Raw genomic sequence first — 17,206 nt, 5'->3', positions numbered from 1 at the left:
CATGGCCACTCGCTACACACCGCCGCTGCTACGCCCCCTCGTCGGCGCGGCGAACGCCGCGGTCGCCGCACCGACGCGCGCCCTGGCCACGTTGGGCCACCAGGCGACCTTCCTGAGCCGATCCGTTGGATCGATGCCCTACACGGTGCGGCGGTACCGGCCCGAGCTGTGGCGTCTGCTCTCGGACGTGAGCTGGGGAAACGGTGCCATCGTCGTCGGTGGCGGCACCATCGGAGTGATCGTTCTCCTCGGAGCCTTCGCCGGAGCCACCGTCGGCATCGAGGGCTACACCGCACTGAATCTTCTGGGCATGGGCCCGTTGACCGGGGCAGTGTCCGCGTTCGGCACCACCCGAGAACTTGCTCCTCTGATCGCTGCCATCGGGTTCGCCGCCCAGGCCGGTTGTCGCTTCACCGCACAACTGGGTTCGATGCGAATCGGTGAGGAGATCGACGCGCTCGAGTCACTCGCGATCGACCCCTTGGCGTATCTGGTCAGCACCCGAATGATGGCCGCCGTCATCGCAATTCTGCCGCTGTACGTTCTCGGACTGAGCGCGAGCTACCTCACGGCTCAAATCGTGGTCGGGGTGCAGAGCGGCCAATCCGCGGGCACGTACCTGCACTACTTCCATTCGTTCCTGTCCGTCCAGGACGTCCTGTACTCGGTGACCAAAGCTGTTGTCTTCGTTCTTCTCACGACGATAATCCAGTGCTACTACGGGTACTACGCGTCCGGCGGCCCCGAAGGAGTCGGGGTGGCGGCAGGCAAGGCGATTCGCACCAGCATCATCGTCGTCATCTTCGTCAATACGTTGATGACCCTTGCGATGTGGGGATCCGATCCCGGCATCAGGATCTCGGGATAGGGGCCGGGATGTTCGATGTGGGAGGGCGCGCACCGTCGATGTCCGCGCTCGTGATCCGGGGCCTGTGCGTGTTCCTGCTGTTCAGCACCATCGCAGGGCTTCTGCTGGCGCGCTACACGGGTGTCTGGCGCAACACCGTCGACGTCGTCGCGTCGATGTCCACACTCGGAGACGGTCTGCCGCAGAATGCGGACGTCAAGTTCCGCGGAGTTCTGGTCGGCGCGGTTGCCGGGGTGGACAGCGATCCCACCGGCAACAGCACCGTGGAAATTCGGTTGAATCCCGCACGCGCCAAGACGATCCCGGACACCGTCACCGCACGGGTCGTGCCCAGCAACATCTTCGCCGTTTCCTCGATCGAACTGGTGGACACCGGCGGCGGACGGAGCATCGAGGCGGGCGCAACCATTCCTGGCGACGCCTCACAGGAAACGCTGGAACTGCAGACCGCGATGACGAGTCTGCGCAACGTGCTGACCGCAGTCGACCCCGAGAAGTCGAGTTCGGTGCTGTCCACGCTCGCCGACGCTCTGGACGGCCGCGGTGAATCGATCGGCTCCACCATCTCGACAGCCAGTGAGTACCTGACCACACTCCGAGCCGAAATGCCGGATCTCACCTCCGATATCGACCTGCTCGACACCTCGATCGGCAGCCTGAGCAGAACGGCACCGCTGTTGTTGGACACCTTGGAAAGTTCGCTGATTCCCGCGGCGACCATTGCGGAGAAGCGCGATCAGCTGACGCAATTCCTGACCAGCGCGGCCGGTTCCACGTCGAGTCTCGACGCGGCGCTGGCACCCAACCTGTCCGGGGCGATTTCGTTGGTTCGAGACCTGGACCCGGTCATGGGAGCTCTGGCCGTCAACGGAGACGACCTTCCTGCCGGTGTGCGGGAGTTCGGCCGAACGTTGGAAGGCTTCAACCGCGCCTTCACCGGCCCCAACGGGCGACTGATCTGGTCGATCGACATCACCGCCACCCCATTCACCCCGTACACCCGGGAAGATTGCCCCCGCTACGGCGACATGGCCGGAGCCAGCTGCTCCACTGCACCGCCGTCGCGAGCCTCGGGCGGCGACGCGCTGGGCGGCACGACTGTTCCGGCGCAGGGAATCTCGTACTCGCCGGGCAACATCGGATCCGTCGGCAGCGACGAGCCGAAGGCCGCAATCGGCGATGTGCTCGGTAGGCCGGCCGATCCCACCTCGATCATTCTCCTCGGGCCGCTGCTGCGCGGGCAGACCATCGCGATCGACAACGCCGATCCGGTCGGTGCACCATGACGTCGATTCGCAGGCCCCTCATCGGATTCGGCATCTTCATGGTCTTGGCCATCGCGGTGACCACGCTGATCTGGACCACCCTCGGCCGTTCGGTGGCAGGTGAAACCGAGACGTACGCTGCGCTTTTCGAGGATGCATCAGGCCTACAGAGCGGCGACGACGTCCGGATCGCCGGTGTGCGCGTGGGCAAAGTGGAGGATGTGTCGCTCGACGGAAACACCGCACGAGCGCAATTCGTCCTCGAGCGCGGCCAGACCGTGTACGAGAACACGGCGATCTCGATCAAGTACCAGAATCTGATCGGTCAGCGCTACCTCGCCCTCGACACCACCGGGCAATCCACCGGTACGGTCGAGCCGGGTGCAACCATCGGGATCGAGCGCACCGAGCCGTCGTTCGACGTCTCCGCTCTCCTCAACGGCTTCCAACCACTGTTCAGCGTGCTCGACCCCCAGCAGGTCAACTCGTTGTCCGAGTCCATCGTTGCCACCCTGCAGGGAGACGGCGTCTCGATCAGCACTCTGGTGGTGCAAAGTGCCTCGCTGGCAGCAGAATTCGCGGAGAAGGACGAAATACTCGGTCTGATCGTAGCCAACCTGGGCGAGGTACTGGCCGAGGTGGCCGATCGCGGTGACGATACGACGGCTCTCATCGAATCCACGCAGAGATTGGTGACCGATCTCAATGCGCAAGCAGAACCTCTGGCCACCGCGGTGCGCACGATCGGAGATTCCGCCGGTCCCGTCGCCGAGATGGTGGACGACGTACGGCCGACGCTCTCGGGCACCATCGATCGACTCGGTGCGACCACCGATCTGGTGAACCGCGACGGCGCGCAACTGAGCACGTCCATCGGGATGCTGCCCTCGGTGCTCTCGTCGTTCTCGCGCATCACCGAGAACGGAAGCTTCATCAACATGTACGTCTGCAATCTGGACGTCAGTTTCGCCGGACTTCTTTTCCCACCAGGTGTTTTCAGTCGAGTCGGCGGCACCGCACAGTCGGAGGTCTGCCTCGAATGACGTCGCTATCGGCTCGCGTTCGAGCCTCGACCCGGGCGATGCCCCGTGACTTCTGGCGCGGTATCGCCGGATGCGTGGCAATCGTCCTGATCTTCGGTGCGGTGCTCGGCTATCAGCATGCAGGCATCGGCGATCGGACCGTCGACGTTCTCTTCGCTCAGTCCGCCGGGCTGCGGAGCGGTGACGACGTCCGCATCGCCGGAGTCTCCGCCGGGAAGGTCGATTCTCTGGCGCTGGCAGGCGATCACGTTCACGTCGTGCTCGATGTGGACGACTCCGTCGAGTTGGGTTCCGAGACGAAAGCCGAGATCAAATTGTCCACCATTCTGGGGTCGCGCTACGTCTCACTCACACCGGACGGCGACGCCCCGCTGGGTGATCGTCCGATCGAGCTGTCGCACAGCACAGTTCCCTTCGATCTGCAGAAGGCGATCCAGACCGGTACACCGGTGATCGAGCAGATCGATGCGAGAACGATGCGCGAGTCACTGACCACGGTCGCCGATCAACTCGAAGGCACTCCCGAACTGACCGGTCAGGCACTGGACAGCATCTCGGCCCTGTCGAGGGTGATCGCCGATCGAGAGGATCAGATAGCGGCGCTGCTCGACGATGCAGATCGGGTGACGGCGCGATTGTCGGACAACAGTGCCGCCCTGATGTCGATGCTGGGCCAAGGTGCGGCTCTCGCAAACACCATCGCCGCGCAGCGGGGCGCGGTGGCGAACTTGCTTGCCTCGACCGATGCGCTCACCGCCCAGCTCGACACCGTGTTCGCCGAGAACCGTGCTGCGATAGACCCGTTGATCGGGCAATTGACTGCGCTGAGTCAGGGTCTGGCCAACAACGACGACACGCTGCGGCGGGTGTACGAAAGTCTGCCGGTCACCGTGCGGCAGATGACGAACGCCTTCGGCAACGGTCCCTACGTCGACATCGCCACTCCGTGGTCGCTGCTGCCGGACAACTGGTTGTGTTCGGCCCACGTGGTTCAGGGTTGCCGATGAGAGCCGGGATTCGGGTCGCCACGGCCGTATGCGCGTCGGCTGTGCTGCTGACGAGCACCGGCTGCGGCATGCCTCGACCGCTCTCCTCGGCGACCGGTTCGACCATCACCATCACCGCCGATCTGGAGAACGCGGCCGGACTCTACGAGGGAAACGAGGTTGCGGTGTTGGGCATGTCGGTCGGAACAGTCGACAGCATCGAGGCGCAGGGTTCGCACGTACGCATCAGCATGACGGTCGACGAATCGGTGCAGCTACCAGCCGATCTGGACGTGGCGACCATCTCGACGTCGGTGGTGACCGATCGGCATGTCGAGTTGACGCCACCGTATTCGGGAGACGGGCCGGTTCTCGAGGACGGGGCGCATGTGCCCCTCTCCCGAACGCACGTACCCGTCGAGATCGACAGGGTGCTCGACGCCGTCACCGAGCTGTCGGCCACTCTCGCGGACAGCGGCGACGGCAATCGGCCGATCGCAGATCTACTGGCGGTGACGAACGAGGGATTGACGGGAAACGGGGCCAAGATCCGGTCCACTCTCGACGATCTGTCCGCAGCGTTGGCGGTCGGGGTGGACAACAAGGACTCCTTGACCCGCCTGATCACCTCGGTCAGTGAGCTGACCCGCGTTGCGGCAGAGAACGATACGCAGATTCGTGGTTTCTCGACGGACATGGCGCAGGTGATCGGTGAAGCAGGTGATCAGTCGGCCGCGCTCGGAGATACCGTCGCACAGATCAATCGGCTGACGAGTCGACTGACGGGCCTGATCGACGCGAACCGAGAGTCCTTCCCTGCACTGTTCGCCAACTTGGAGACCACGGTCGCGGGGCTGACCGACCACAGCCGTGAACTGTCGGAGACGATCGACACGGCACCGACGCTGTTCCGCAATCTCGAGAACGCCACCGATCCGGTCTCCAGAGCTCTGCGCGTCCACTTCCTCACCGACAGAACGCTGTTCGATACCGAACTGGTCAACGAGTTCTGCCAGCGAATCCAGTCGAAGTCGGAGGGTTGCCGTACCGGCCGCGTGTACGACTTCGGACCGGACTTCGGCATCTCGGCGGCGCTGCTGGGGCTGAGTCAGCCGTGAAGTACTGGACGATGCCGATCGCAGCGATCTCGGCGACGGCGGTTCTCACCGGCTGCAGTACCACCCTCGAGGACCTGCCGCTGCCGAGCCCAGGGGTCGGCGCCGACTCGTACCGCATCGACGCCGTTTTCACCGATGCACTCAACCTGCCTCAGCAGGCGAAGGTCAAACTCGGCGGGGTCGACATCGGTCAGGTCCAGGAGATCGACGCCGAGAACTACACGGCGCGGGTACAGATGGCCATTCGGTCGGGCGTGAACCTTCCGAGCGACGTACGGGCAGAACTGCGCCAGGCGACTCCGCTGGGAGATGTCTTCGTCTCTCTGTCGTCGCCCGGCACAGGACCCGATACCCCTCGGCTGCAACCCGATTCGACCATCGATATCACCTCCACCTCCGCGGGTGCCAGTGTCGAGGAACTGCTCGCCTCGGCGTCGCTCGTCGTCAACGGCGGTGGGGTCAGCAGACTGCAGACCATCATCGCAGAACTGGACACGGCGATCGACGGTCGGAGCGCCGACGCGTCGAACATTCTCACCGAGCTCACCGCCACAGTGACGGACCTGAACGAGCGCACCGATCGCATCGATTCGATGCTGGACCGAACGCAGGAGCTCAGTTCGATTCTCGGTGCCAGAACCGACGCGATAGACGCGATCGCACAGCAGCTACCCGAACTCACCCAGACGCTGGCCGACAACAGCAAAGGCATCACCGACGTCATCGCCGCCGCGGGAGGTGCGGCAGGCAAGCTCGCAACCTTCACCGACGAAACAGGTCCGGCGCTGCGTGATCTGTTGGTCGGCACCGAGCAGACGCTCTCGTCGGTCGCTGCGATCGGCGACGACCTCGACGTGGCCATGAAGCAACTCGAGCAGCTCGCACCGAAACTGGCCTCGAACACCAAGGGTAATTCCGTTGCGATCTATGTTCGGCTCTCCTGGCTGAGCCTGGCTGTGCTGGACGATCCGGAGAGCCATTGGCCGGGGGCCCAGGACGGCGAGGACTTCGTCGGCAGCCTCACCGACACGTTGAACCGTGTGTACGGTCGGGTGACCGGACAGGGACTCACTCCCGCGCCGACCGTCGAACTGCCGACCCCCACCGGCACCCCGTCTCCCGACGACACGGGGGCCGGCCGATGACACTGCGCCACTGGGTGACTCGGCATCCTGTACTCGTCTCGAACACAGCACTCGCGCTCGTCCTTCTCGTGGGGGCGGCATACCTGACCGTCGGAGCGCTGCGCATCGATCCGCTCTCGGACGATTACCGCGTCACCGTGCGGCTCGACGGATCCGGTGGGGTGCAGGCGAACGGAGATGTCTCCGTGCGCGGGCAACGAATCGGGCGAGTAGCTGCTGTCGACATCACCGTCGACGGTGTCGAAGCGCAACTGGACATCTCGGCCGGGCACCGCGTTCCGGCCGACGGCACCGTCGTGGTGGCAGCGCTGTCCGCTGCGGGCGAGCAGTACATCGACTTCCGCCCCGATTCCGACGATGCTCCGTACCTGGCCGACGGCGACGTGGTCGAACAGGATCGAACGGACACCCCGGTCCCCTTCGCCACGATGCTCGTGAGTGTCACCGATCTGGTGAGCCAGATCGACCCCGCGCAGCTGTCCTCGATCATCGACGAGCTCGATGCTGCGACGGCGGGTGGGCCCGCGGAACTGCAAGCGATCATCGACGGCGGCGGCGCACTGCTCACCGGTCTGGATTCCGTTCTTCCCGAAACGATCACCCTGATTCGCACCGGTCGGACGCTGCTGCAGACCGTCGGCGACATCGAACCCGATCTGACCCGACTCTCGATCGGCGGCACGGCGTTGGCAGAGCAGTTGTCTGCGTCGGATGCCGAGATCCGCGCTCTGCTCGACGACACCCCTGCTCGACTCGATTCCGCCAAGGCGGTCATCGGGGAGAATCGCGATGCCGGCGGGGATCTTCTGAAGAACCTCGCCCGCATCGCCAGGGCCGCTCGCCTGCACACACCCGCGATCGAGGCCCTGTTCCCGGCGATGTCGGCCGGCGCAGGCGCGTTCGGACTCGCCGGCCACGACAACCAACTCAATGTCGTCGCCGACCCGTATCCGAGACCCACCTGCGACTACCTCAACCCCACTGTCTCGCCGTCCATCGCCGCGATGACTCCGCCGCTGAAGTACATGTACTGCAACAGCACCGACCCGGGGCTGCAGGTTCGGGGCGCGCAGAACGTTCCTCGTCCACCAGGCGACGACTCCGGCGGTCCCCCCGCCGGCGCTACCGGGCAGGAGCGGACGGGCGGCTGACCGACCCCTCGACCGTCTTCCCAACGAAGGAGTACACATGACCGACCTGAGAACCGACGACCCGATACCCGACGAAAAACTGGACGAGACCCCCGAGGAGCCCGCGGTGCAGGCTCGCGCACGTCGGCGGCCGTCGGCAGTGGTGTCTGCTCTGGCGCTGACGTTGATCGCCGCGATCGCCTGTGCGGGCGTCTTCGCGTACCAGCTCGAACACCGACGCTCGCTCGACACCTCCCGCGCCGAGGCCGTCGATACCGCTCGTACCTTCGCGATCACCTTGTTCACCTACAGTGCAGATACGTTCGACACCTACGTCGACGACGTATTATCTGGTGCCACTGGGTCATTGGCTGATACGTTTACCGAGACCAGCAGCGATTTGCAGGCGACTCTGGTGGAGGCCGGTGCCACATCGACGGCGCAGGTCCTCGACATCGCTGCGAAGTCCACGGCGGTCGACCGGGTTGAAGTATTGGTGATCATCGATCAGACGGCCTCGAACGCCACGGTCACCGAACCCCGTGAGGCGGTGAATGCAGTGGTCATGACGCTCGAAAAGCAGGAAGACGGTAGGTGGTTGACCAGTGACGTCGCCAATCCCAGCTCCGCGCAGTAGTTCGGGCGACGCGTTCTCCACGGGACCGTACTCGGACGGCCCGCCTCCCGAAGCCCTCGACATCGAATACCCGGACCTCACGCATTTCGGACTCGAGGAGTTGGGCCGCGCCGCCTGGATCACCGTGGTCCTCGTCGCGGCCGCTGCCATAGCCGTCATCCGATGGCCGGTGTCCTGGCTCGCCAAACGCCGTCGCTTCACGGTTGCTCTCGCCGAAGGTGTGGTGAAGGGGTTCGAGGCGCTGGGGCCGACGTTCGTCAAACTGGGCCAGTTCATGGCCTCGTCACCCGGCGTGTTTCCCCCGGTTCTGGCCGATGCATGTCTACGACTGCTCGACGGTGTCCCACCCGTCCCGGCGCACAAGGCTCGCCGCGCGGTCGAGCGCGACCTGGGCGGCAGCATTGCTGAGCTGTTTCGGTCGTTCGACGACGTACCTCTCTCGGCTGCATCTGTGGCGCAGGTACACGCCTGCGTGCTACCCGACGGCCGCGAGGCGGTGGTGAAGGTGCAACGGCCGGAAATTCGACGTCGCATGCGGGTCGATCTCCGGGTCGCATACACCGGAGCCGCGTTGCTGGAGAGATTCTTCGAGTTCTTCCGTATAACGAATGCGACGGCCGTCGTCCGCGACCTCAACGACCTGACGGCCCAGGAACTCAACAGCGCAGCAGAAGCGCTGCGCCAGGAACGTTTTCGCGACAATCTGTACGTGTTCGGGGACAATTCCCACGTGATGGTTCCGGAGATCTTCTGGAGCCATTGCGGACCTCGGGTGATCTGTATGGAGCGAGTTCGCGGCACTCCGGTCGGCCGCATCATGTCGGACGGTCTGGCCACGGTCGACTCGGAGCTACAGCTTCGTCGTGGCGTGAAGGTCTGGCTGGAAGCCGTTGTGCTGCACGGGCCGTTCCACGGAGATGTGCACGCGGGCAATCTGTGGGAGCTGGACGACGGACGGGTCGGGTTCCTCGACTTCGGGATCGTCGGTGAGTTGCCCGAAGAGTGGCGCGACGTGTTGCGCGAAATGTTCCGTGCATCTCTGTTCGACGGTAATTACACCGAGGCTGCGCGACGCATCCGCATGCTGGGCATCACCGAGGGAACGACGTTGGGCGACAAACTGATCGGCCTCCAGTTGCGAAAGCTGTTCGAGCCGGTTCTCGGCCGAGGTGCCGGCCGACTGGATCTGAGCAGGCTCGTGGGGTCGCTCGTCGAGACCGGTAGGCGCTGGGGCGTCGCGACGCCGGAAGAGTTGGTCTTGTTCGGCAAACAACTGGGCTACTTCGAAAGATACTCGGCCACACTGGCTCCCGACTGGATACTGGGCCGAGATCTCTTCCTCTTCCGAAACATACTGCCCAACGAGGTCGCGGCCGCCGCCCTCGCGCGAAACATCACGCTGCCCGACTGACCGCCCTCACCTGGGTGCCATTCGGATCGCACCGTCCATTCGAGTCGTCTCCCCGTTGATGTAGTCGTGCTCGACCAACATCTGCACCAGCTGTGCGAACTCTTCCGGTCGCCCCAGTCGTGAGGGGAACGGCACGCTTGCCTCCAACGCGGCTCGATAACCGGCGTCCATACTCGCGAGCATCGGTGTGTCGACGGTGCCGGGGGCGATGGTGTTGACACGAATACCGAACTGCGCCAGATCACGTGCCGCCACGACGGTCATTGCATGGATGCCGCCCTTGGATGCGGCGTACGCGATCTGACCTACCTGTCCCTCGAATGCAGCGACCGAGGCAGTGTTGACGATCAGTCCTCGCTGTCCGTCGTCGTTCACGGGGTCGAGTGACTGCATCCGATCCGCTGTCAGCCGCATGACGTTGAAGGTCCCGAGCAGATTGACCGTCATCACCGTGCGAAAGATCTCGAGATCGTGGGGCCCGTTCTTCGACACGATGCGACCGGCCCACCCCACTCCCGCACAATTGACCACCACCCGTAGCGGAGGGGCAGAACCGGTCAGCACGCTCAGCGCCGCCTGCACCTCCGCCTCACTGGTGACGTCTGCTGCGACCAAGGTGATGCCGTCGGGCACGCGGTCTCCGGCGCGTTCGATCGAGTAGGGCACATCGAGCCCCAGCACCTGTGCTCCGCCGTCGACGAGCCGGCGAGCAACCGCCGCACCGAGTCCCGACGCCGCCCCTGTCACCACTGCTGTCGTTCCTGCGATATCCATGAAAACCCTGCTCTTTCAGTCGCTTCGCAACGTCAGCCGGCTGTCTGACGCGCAACGAATTCGGCCAGATATTGTCCGCTGTAGTCCCGGTGACCGTCGTTCTGTATTTCCGCTGCCCCGATGGTGTCTGCGTGCGTGTAGCCGGGCAGCAGTCGTTCATCGGTGAGGGAAGGGGCGGGGAAGAATGTTCCCGCTGATTTCCGGACCGGACTGTCACCGGCGAACGCGACGAAATTCGGTTTGGTTCGGCTCATGCCGGCCGTGGCCAGGTTCGACAGTTCTCCCATCCGTGATCCGCCGTAGGCACCGCCGATGTCTTTGAGCAGTTCCAACGGGAAGTAGGTCTCCCAGTAGCCGTTCGGACTACCCGTCGACAGGAGCTGCGCCAGCTGATCGATGTCGGTCACCTCGCGTTCGGGCGACGTGTACGGCACTCCGGCGACGCTTCGATAGTCGAGCCAGGTGTAGAGCACGGACGGGTCCACGGGCGCGACACGTGTCTGCTTGCCCGCCGCCAACTCGAGGAACCCGCCCAGGATCGGCACCTGGGTGGTCGAGCCGGGGATGGGGAACGTCTTCTCCTGAACCGGGCCGCCGGTGATCGTCCCCAGGCTCAGCTGGAACAGCGCGAAGTTGACCGAGTTGTCGTCGAGAAGCGTTCCGAGCAGTGCCTCGTTGGTGAATCTAAAGTCGCGAATCGACGGCTGGGTCACCAGATCCTGCGCGAAGTCGGCCGCGTTGGGGGCGAACAGAAAGTTGAGCGAGAGCTCCAATCCCGCGTCTCGCGGAATATGTTGCAGCAGCTGACTTTCACCGTCCGGATCCAGGTGCGCGGCCAAGCCTGCCAAGCGAAGCAACAGGAACGTCTCGGTCCCGAGTATGGGTGCATCTCCGAAGGTGCGAGGGATGACACCGGCCGTCAGCCCGGCGTCGAGTACGGCTGCGGCACTACCGGTGACCAGATTTGTCAGGCCGGCGAGCACGGGAGTGTTCTGCAGCGCAGCGGGATCCGAGCTGATCAGCGAATCCTGTGCCGCAAAGGACTGGCACTGGTTGTAGCCTGCATCGGCCGAGGTCCGCGCATCTCCGTCGAAGTCCCAGTCCGAGAACAGCCCGGTGACGAGTCCGCCCAACGAGATTCCGGTGCAGATCGCCTTGCTCTGCCGGACTTTCTGATCGGGCAGCTCGTGCAACATCACCTCGTATTGGTCGCGCACCACCCGCGGTAGCCCCATGGCGTCGAGTACGCGCAGATTCTCGCCGCTGCGAACTCCTGGGAAGGTCTTGCCGTCGATCGCCTTGTTGCCGAAGTAGTAGTCGACGGCATCGAGGTAGTTTCCGGTGCGCAATGCCTCGTCGAAGCCGGTCGTTTCGTCGAGGCATGTTGCGCGGCGGGCGAGCGACCAGAACTCGATGTGCCTGCCCTCGTCCAGGGCCGAGAGCACGGTGTTGCGGGCCACCGGTTCGGAATGGACGGCGCCTGCACCGAGTCCCTGCTGCTGCACCACCACGGCGTCTGCGGCCGAGGAGTCCGTCGGACCGTCCACGGGTCGGTACCGCCAATATCCCACGCGATCACACGCAGCCGGATACGGAACTCCCTGCACCGTCAACGGGAGCGACAGGGACACATAGGAAACCGCTATCCCGCCACTCTCCCGAATCGGGGTTTCCTGGCGGTCGGTCGCGGACGTGACCGGTGCCGGATCGGCCGTCGCGTACGGAGCCGTGCCGAGGGCGAGGGCAGTTGCCACGGTCGCAATCGTCATGGCTCGAATGAAGGTTGACATCGTTCCCCTGTGTGCTCGTGAGTATTTCGGGGGTGCGATGCGCATGTATGGCAGAACTGTGCGATCCGATTGCGGATGACTCGACGCGCCCCGATGTGATCAGTGCAACACGGGTCGATCAGAGGGTCCAGGGGCAAAGCGTACGGTCTGGCATCGGCTTGTTGTGCACTTCGACAACGAGGTCAGAGCATGCCGCGAGCGACGAGGGCTGCATGCAGTGACGCTGCCTCGGTGAACATCATCGGGTTCAAGCCGGTCAAGGTCTGCACTTTGCCCAACCGATAGGTGACCGAGTTCCGGTGCACGTGCATGCGACGGGCCGTGGCGAGTTGGTTGCAGTTCTCGTCCAGGAAGATTCGCAGAGTCTGCTCGAAAATCGGATCTGCATTCGCCAGTGGCTCCACGAGTTCTGCGACGGCAGGAAGATCGGGCCCCGATGCGGCACCCAGATATTCGACGGTCAGGTGCGCCAGATCGGCGACGAATTCGGGCCTGTCCAGTTTGTGTGCCGCGCCGGAAAGGCCTCGCGCCACGCGGTACGCGTCGGGCACACCGTGGGCGGTGGTCGACGCTGCGATACCTGCCCAGCACCGCACTGCCGCGGCGTCGTGCGCGAGTTCGAGCGCGTTCCTGAAATCGACTGTGGCAGACTCACGTCCCTGCGCCGACCAGTGGACCACCACCCATCCGTTGAGGTCGAGTCGAATTCGTACGTCGGGAATCGATTCGATTCCGGACTTGAGTGCAGCGACCGACGAGCCGGCACCCGGTGAACCTGCGAGCGTGAACACGGCGATCACGAAGCACGGGTGATCGATTTCGAATGGCCCCGTCGCCTCACCGGTGGCGAGCAGAGCATCGACGGCCGCGCGGTCCCGCTCGCGTGCCTCGGAGCGAGGATCGGCCGACCGGTGCGCAGCTTCGGTGGCGATGAGGGTGACGACGTTGAAGATGTAGTCGGTGACCTTCGGCATCAGTTCGAGCAGGCCTTCGCGCTCGGACGGGTCGGATTCGGAGATGAACCGACGCCAGAGGTCGGCGGACACCACTTGGTAGGACCCGATCACCTCCTGCAGACTTGCCCCGTTGGCCATGCGCGCCATAGCGAGTTCGGTCACCGGCCGAAGCTCGTGCGCGGTCGGCATCTTTCCGCTCTCGATGAACGCCAACAGTGCTTTGACGTTCAGCTCGATTCCGTCGAAGAATTCGTGTGCCACCAGCTCACTGGGCACACGACGATACGACGGTCCGCCTTGGCTTGCGTACCAACCGATGACTGCCGCAACGCGCTCGCTGACTGTCGACTCCGAACCTGGCACCGAATCGCCGTCCATCCGTTCACACTTCCACCCATTGGCAATGTGCACAACAGTGGATGTTCAACATCGTCGGATCGTCACTGTGCGGACGGTTCGAGCTGCTGTGTGATCGGTAGCACACCGATTTCACCCGTCTCGTCGATGCGACGGGAACACCGAGGGGGCTCACGTTTCGATGTCCACATACCCAGCCTTCGAGTCCGCAGTGCTGCGCGCTCGACAGATCGCAGTGATGCAGCGCAGCGGAATGATCGACCTGAAGCGTCCGCTGCGCGTTCGGCAGAAGTCCAGAGCCGTAAGCACTCTCGGACCGATCGCCAGTGGGATCGCCACCGGTGCCGCGTGGCACGCAGACCACGTCGCGATCGTCGACGATGCCGGTCCGTTGACCTATCGGGAGGTCGACCGAGCCACGAACGCCATCGCCCACAACTGGCATGCATGTGGCCTGAGAGAAGAATCGACCATTGCCGTGCTGTGCCGTGATCACCGTGGACTGGTGCTGGCGATGATTGCGGCAGCCAAACTCGGAGCCAGGCTGGTGCTGATGAACACCGGATTCAGCGCTCGGCAGTTTGCCGATGTCGCAGTGCGAGAACGTGTTTCTGCCGTGGTGAACGACGAGGAATTCGATGATCTCGCGGGCGAACTGGCACCGCACATCACCAGACTCGGAAGCGCCCTCGACGGTCTCGACCAAGGCGGGGTGGACACTGCACTACCGTTGCCCACACGCCAAGGGCAGTTCGTCCTGCTGACCGGCGGTACGACGGGAACCCCCAAGGGCGCACCGCGTGAGGTCGGCTCGGCCTTCGCCTCGGCGCAGTTTCTCGACCGAGTACCCCTCGAGACCGGTCAGACCGTGCTCCTGTGCGCTCCCCTCTTCCATGGAACTGCTTTGTCTCAGTTCATCATTGCCATCAATTTGGGATGCACCGTAGTACTTCACGGGCGTTTCGATGCCGCGAAGGCTCTGCGCCAGATCGAATCTCACCGATGTGAGGCCGTCGTCCTGGTGCCGACGATGCTGCACCGCATTCTCCGCTCCCCCGACATCGACACTCACGACACCTCGAGCGTGCGCATCATTTTCACTGCAGGAGCAGCTCTCGCTCCGAGTCTGGGCAACCGCGCCATCGAGAAGTTCGGCCCCGTCATCTACAACTACTACGGCTGTACCGAGACCGGAACGGCAACTGTCGCCACTCCGGCAGATTGGCTGGCGGGTCCTGGAACCGTGGGCCGTCCACCCCTCGGCATCGTCGTGAAATTGGTGGACAGCGATGGTGAACTGGTATCCGAGCCAGGCCGCCGAGGCACGATCCACGTCGGAAATTCCATCTCGTTCCACGGTTACTCGTCCGGTGGAAGCAAAAATTTCGCGCATGGTCTGATGTCGACCGGCGATGTAGGACATTGGGATTCGACCGGCCTGTTGTTCGTCGACGGCAGGGACGACGACATGATCGTCTCCGGCGGCGAGAACGTGTTTCCCGGCGAAATCGAAGCAACGTTGTACGCGCATCCCGACATCGAAGAAGCGGCCGTGACAGGCGTACCCGACGAAGAGTTCGGGCAGCGCTTGTCTGCGGTCATCGTGCGATCGAATCCGACTCTGACTGCGGAGACCGTACGAATGTACATCCGAACCGAACTCGCCCGCTTCAAGGCTCCGCGCGACGTGGTGTTCGTCGACCACCTCCCTCGCACCACCACGGGCAAGATCGACCGCCGCGTCATGACTGCTCTCACTGCGGGTGTCGAATGATGCCGACTACGAACACGACACTGCGACGCTTGGCCCGATCGACTGTTGTCTGCGGTTCGGTACTCGGTGTCGTGTTGACGAACTCCGCTGTCGCTCCCGCGCAGCCGATCGCCCTGCCTGCTACCGGCGTCACCGAAGTCGTGACCGAACCCGTCGTCGGCGACCCGGCTCTGGGCTCGGACATAGAGGAAACCTATGTGCGAGTCCACTATCGGAGTCCCTACCTCGCCGGCACCGACGTTCCGCCGGAGTGTGAGTGGTTGAGCTATCTGCGATATCGGCACAAGGACGGTCCACAGAACAGTGCCGACGCCGACGCTGTCATCACCGTCCAGCCCGGCACGTTCTCGGGCGCAACCAACATGGCACCGCAAGCACCGCAGGTGGTGCGCAAGGCCGCAGAACGAGGAAAGTTCGTCGAGTACATCTCTCTGGACCGCCGGGCCAACTGCGCAGAGGACAACTCCGGTTGGGATGCCGCAGCTCGCGACGGTGACTACCACCGCGCAGCCGAGTACTACTTCCAGAATCAGGAGCTCGACGGCAAGCGGTACGAGAAGCCGACTCCGCAATCCCTTTCCTACCTAAGAGAATTCGGCCTGGCACTGGCGATGGACGACTGGCGGGCGGTGATCGAGCAGGTGCTGCCCGATCCTGCGTCGCGCAGCAAGTCCTACTGCGGTGGGCACTCCCTCGGCGCGTTCATGGTGGGGCCGATGCTGGCGTGGGATTTCGACACCGACTCCAGCACGGTCGACGACGCCGGGTTCTCGCTCTGCGGCGGTGGCGGTATCGCACTGGACGGTTTGGCCATGACGGACCCCGTCGGCTTTGCCGGCACCGGTCTGATCGACGATCTGCTCTCCGACACCCTCGGCGGTCTACGCGACGTCGCCGGGGCCGTGACCGATCTGCTGCCCGCGGCGGAAACACCGATTCTCAGTGCTGCGAATATTCTGAACACCTACAGCTTGGCTGCGATGGCAGCGCATCAGGACCCCGAGGCCGAGAGCGACCTGCCGCAGGTTGCACCACGCGATCTGACGACCGAAGCCTGGATGCGCCTCTTCTATGCCCGTGACTACATCGATCTGGTTGTGCCGCAATCATTACCGGATCAGCAGCGGCTGACCAACCAGGCCGCGCTGGGAATGTACTTCGATCAGAACTCATCGGAGTACGTCCTGCAGGCGGGTACGGGCTTCTACGATTGCGACGTGGTCGGCAAGACGTACCCGGTTCCGAACGGCCTGACGTCGATCCCCATCATCGGCCAGCTGCTGGTCATTCCCCACCGTGTGGGCTTCGGCCAGAACTACACTCCCGCCGATCCGAACACGGTGTGCGGGTGGCGCAATTACGACGAGGTGTGGCCGTCGTCGATCGAGCTCCCGGGTTCGCCCAACGGCACCCCGACCGACGCGGATCACGAAGTGACCGACATGAATCAGCTGGCTCGGGCCATGACCCCGGGTATCGCGCCGGTCGATTTCTTCGAGCGGTTCACCCCGCTTCGATTGATCACCGACACCGCATTCGCGCTCGGCGGCATTCGCAACGGTGAACTCGCCGGTCTGCAGAACCGTGAGGGCGGGATTCTCGAGCACCTCCTACACGGAAAGCGTTGGCAGAGCACGCCGTCGACGGTGCCGATCCTGACGTTGCTGTCCGGTGATTCACCGGTGCAGAACACCAAGTACGGTGGCCTGGTTCCGGCCAACGCCGAGTACATTCCCGGTTATCGACACTACGACGTCGTCACCGCGGCCGAGAAGCAGAACAACGGCCGGCCCGAGGCTGCGAGTGCAGCCATCGCTGCGTTCGTCACCACCGGTCGATGACGAACGCAGCACCTCGCGAAACGGAGGTAACCGATGGTCGGTAAGAAGAAGGCCCGTCCGGCTCCCCCTGCTTCAGGGGTGGGCGGGCCTTCTTCTTACCGACCATCGGTT

Annotated in this window: 14 protein-coding genes; 11 read left to right on the top strand and 3 right to left on the bottom strand. The window is 63.9% G+C overall.

Annotated elements, in window-relative coordinates:
* Nucleotide 1 precedes the first annotated feature (1 nt).
* From CH271_RS04420 to CH271_RS04380, 9 genes are all read left to right on the top strand, one after another.
* Nucleotides 2–868 (top strand): MlaE family ABC transporter permease, encoded by an 867-nt coding sequence (locus CH271_RS04420; RefSeq protein WP_037193998.1) that lies wholly within the window; start codon nt 2–4, stop codon nt 866–868.
* A gap of 8 nt (nt 869–876) precedes the next feature.
* Nucleotides 877–2,154: an MCE family protein gene (locus CH271_RS04415; protein WP_094632809.1), complete on the top strand. Its 1,278-nt coding sequence runs from the start codon at nt 877–879 to the stop codon at nt 2,152–2,154.
* A complete protein-coding gene (locus tag CH271_RS04410; RefSeq protein WP_094632808.1) occupies nt 2,151–3,176 on the top strand; it encodes an MCE family protein in 1,026 nt (341 codons plus the stop codon). Before CH271_RS04415 ends, CH271_RS04410 begins: the two co-directional genes overlap by 4 nt.
* Entirely contained in the window at nt 3,173–4,183 is a 1,011-nt protein-coding gene (locus CH271_RS04405; RefSeq protein ID WP_082898755.1) for an MCE family protein, read from the top strand. The genes CH271_RS04410 and CH271_RS04405 overlap by 4 nt, the downstream gene beginning before the upstream one ends.
* The gene (locus CH271_RS04400) at nt 4,180–5,280 is read left to right on the top strand and encodes an MCE family protein (protein WP_094632807.1); all 1,101 of its coding nucleotides are present in this window, start codon (nt 4,180–4,182) and stop codon (nt 5,278–5,280) included. The genes CH271_RS04405 and CH271_RS04400 overlap by 4 nt, the downstream gene beginning before the upstream one ends.
* A gap of 11 nt (nt 5,281–5,291) precedes the next feature.
* On the top strand, nt 5,292–6,425 hold the full coding sequence (locus CH271_RS04395; RefSeq protein WP_143546004.1) for an MCE family protein: 1,134 nt from the start codon (nt 5,292–5,294) through the stop codon (nt 6,423–6,425).
* Nucleotides 6,422–7,576: an MlaD family protein gene (locus tag CH271_RS04390; protein ID WP_094632805.1), complete on the top strand. Its 1,155-nt coding sequence runs from the start codon at nt 6,422–6,424 to the stop codon at nt 7,574–7,576. The genes CH271_RS04395 and CH271_RS04390 overlap by 4 nt, the downstream gene beginning before the upstream one ends.
* 37 nt (nt 7,577–7,613) lie before the next feature.
* Nucleotides 7,614–8,192, top strand: a complete 579-nt coding sequence (locus CH271_RS04385; protein ID WP_094632804.1) for a hypothetical protein — start codon at nt 7,614–7,616, stop codon at nt 8,190–8,192.
* A 61-nt stretch (nt 8,193–8,253) separates the two neighbouring features.
* Nucleotides 8,254–9,603: an ABC1 kinase family protein gene (locus CH271_RS04380; RefSeq protein WP_373453602.1), complete on the top strand. Its 1,350-nt coding sequence runs from the start codon at nt 8,254–8,256 to the stop codon at nt 9,601–9,603.
* A 6-nt stretch (nt 9,604–9,609) separates the two neighbouring features.
* On the opposite strand, the gene CH271_RS04375 is transcribed toward CH271_RS04380, so the two are convergent.
* From CH271_RS04375 to CH271_RS04365, 3 genes are all read right to left on the bottom strand, one after another.
* A complete protein-coding gene (locus tag CH271_RS04375; RefSeq protein ID WP_094632803.1) occupies nt 9,610–10,377 on the bottom strand; it encodes an SDR family NAD(P)-dependent oxidoreductase in 768 nt (255 codons plus the stop codon).
* A 32-nt stretch (nt 10,378–10,409) separates the two neighbouring features.
* Nucleotides 10,410–12,146, bottom strand: a complete 1,737-nt coding sequence (locus tag CH271_RS04370; protein WP_094632802.1) for a hypothetical protein — start codon at nt 12,144–12,146, stop codon at nt 10,410–10,412.
* 203 nt (nt 12,147–12,349) lie between these two features.
* Entirely contained in the window at nt 12,350–13,501 is a 1,152-nt protein-coding gene (locus CH271_RS04365) for a PucR family transcriptional regulator (RefSeq protein WP_094632801.1), read from the bottom strand.
* Nucleotides 13,502–13,661: 160 nt separating this feature from the next.
* Here CH271_RS04365 and CH271_RS04360 point away from each other — a divergent pair, with 160 nt between their 5' ends.
* Together CH271_RS04360 and CH271_RS04355 are read left to right on the top strand one after the other, a co-directional pair.
* Complete coding sequence (locus CH271_RS04360) at nt 13,662–15,254, top strand: AMP-binding protein (protein ID WP_094632800.1); 1,593 nt, start codon at nt 13,662–13,664, stop codon at nt 15,252–15,254.
* 29 nt (nt 15,255–15,283) lie between these two features.
* Entirely contained in the window at nt 15,284–17,095 is a 1,812-nt protein-coding gene (locus CH271_RS04355; RefSeq protein WP_143546003.1) for a hypothetical protein, read from the top strand.
* Nucleotides 17,096–17,206 lie beyond the last annotated feature (111 nt).

Origin of the sequence: Rhodococcus sp. 05-340-2, assembly GCF_002258915.1 — a bacterium.
In the GTDB taxonomy this organism is placed as follows: Bacteria; Actinomycetota; Actinomycetes; order Mycobacteriales; family Mycobacteriaceae; genus Rhodococcoides.
The sequence above is the reverse complement of the archived record's forward strand: the minus strand, read 5'-3'. Positions and strand labels throughout refer to the sequence as shown.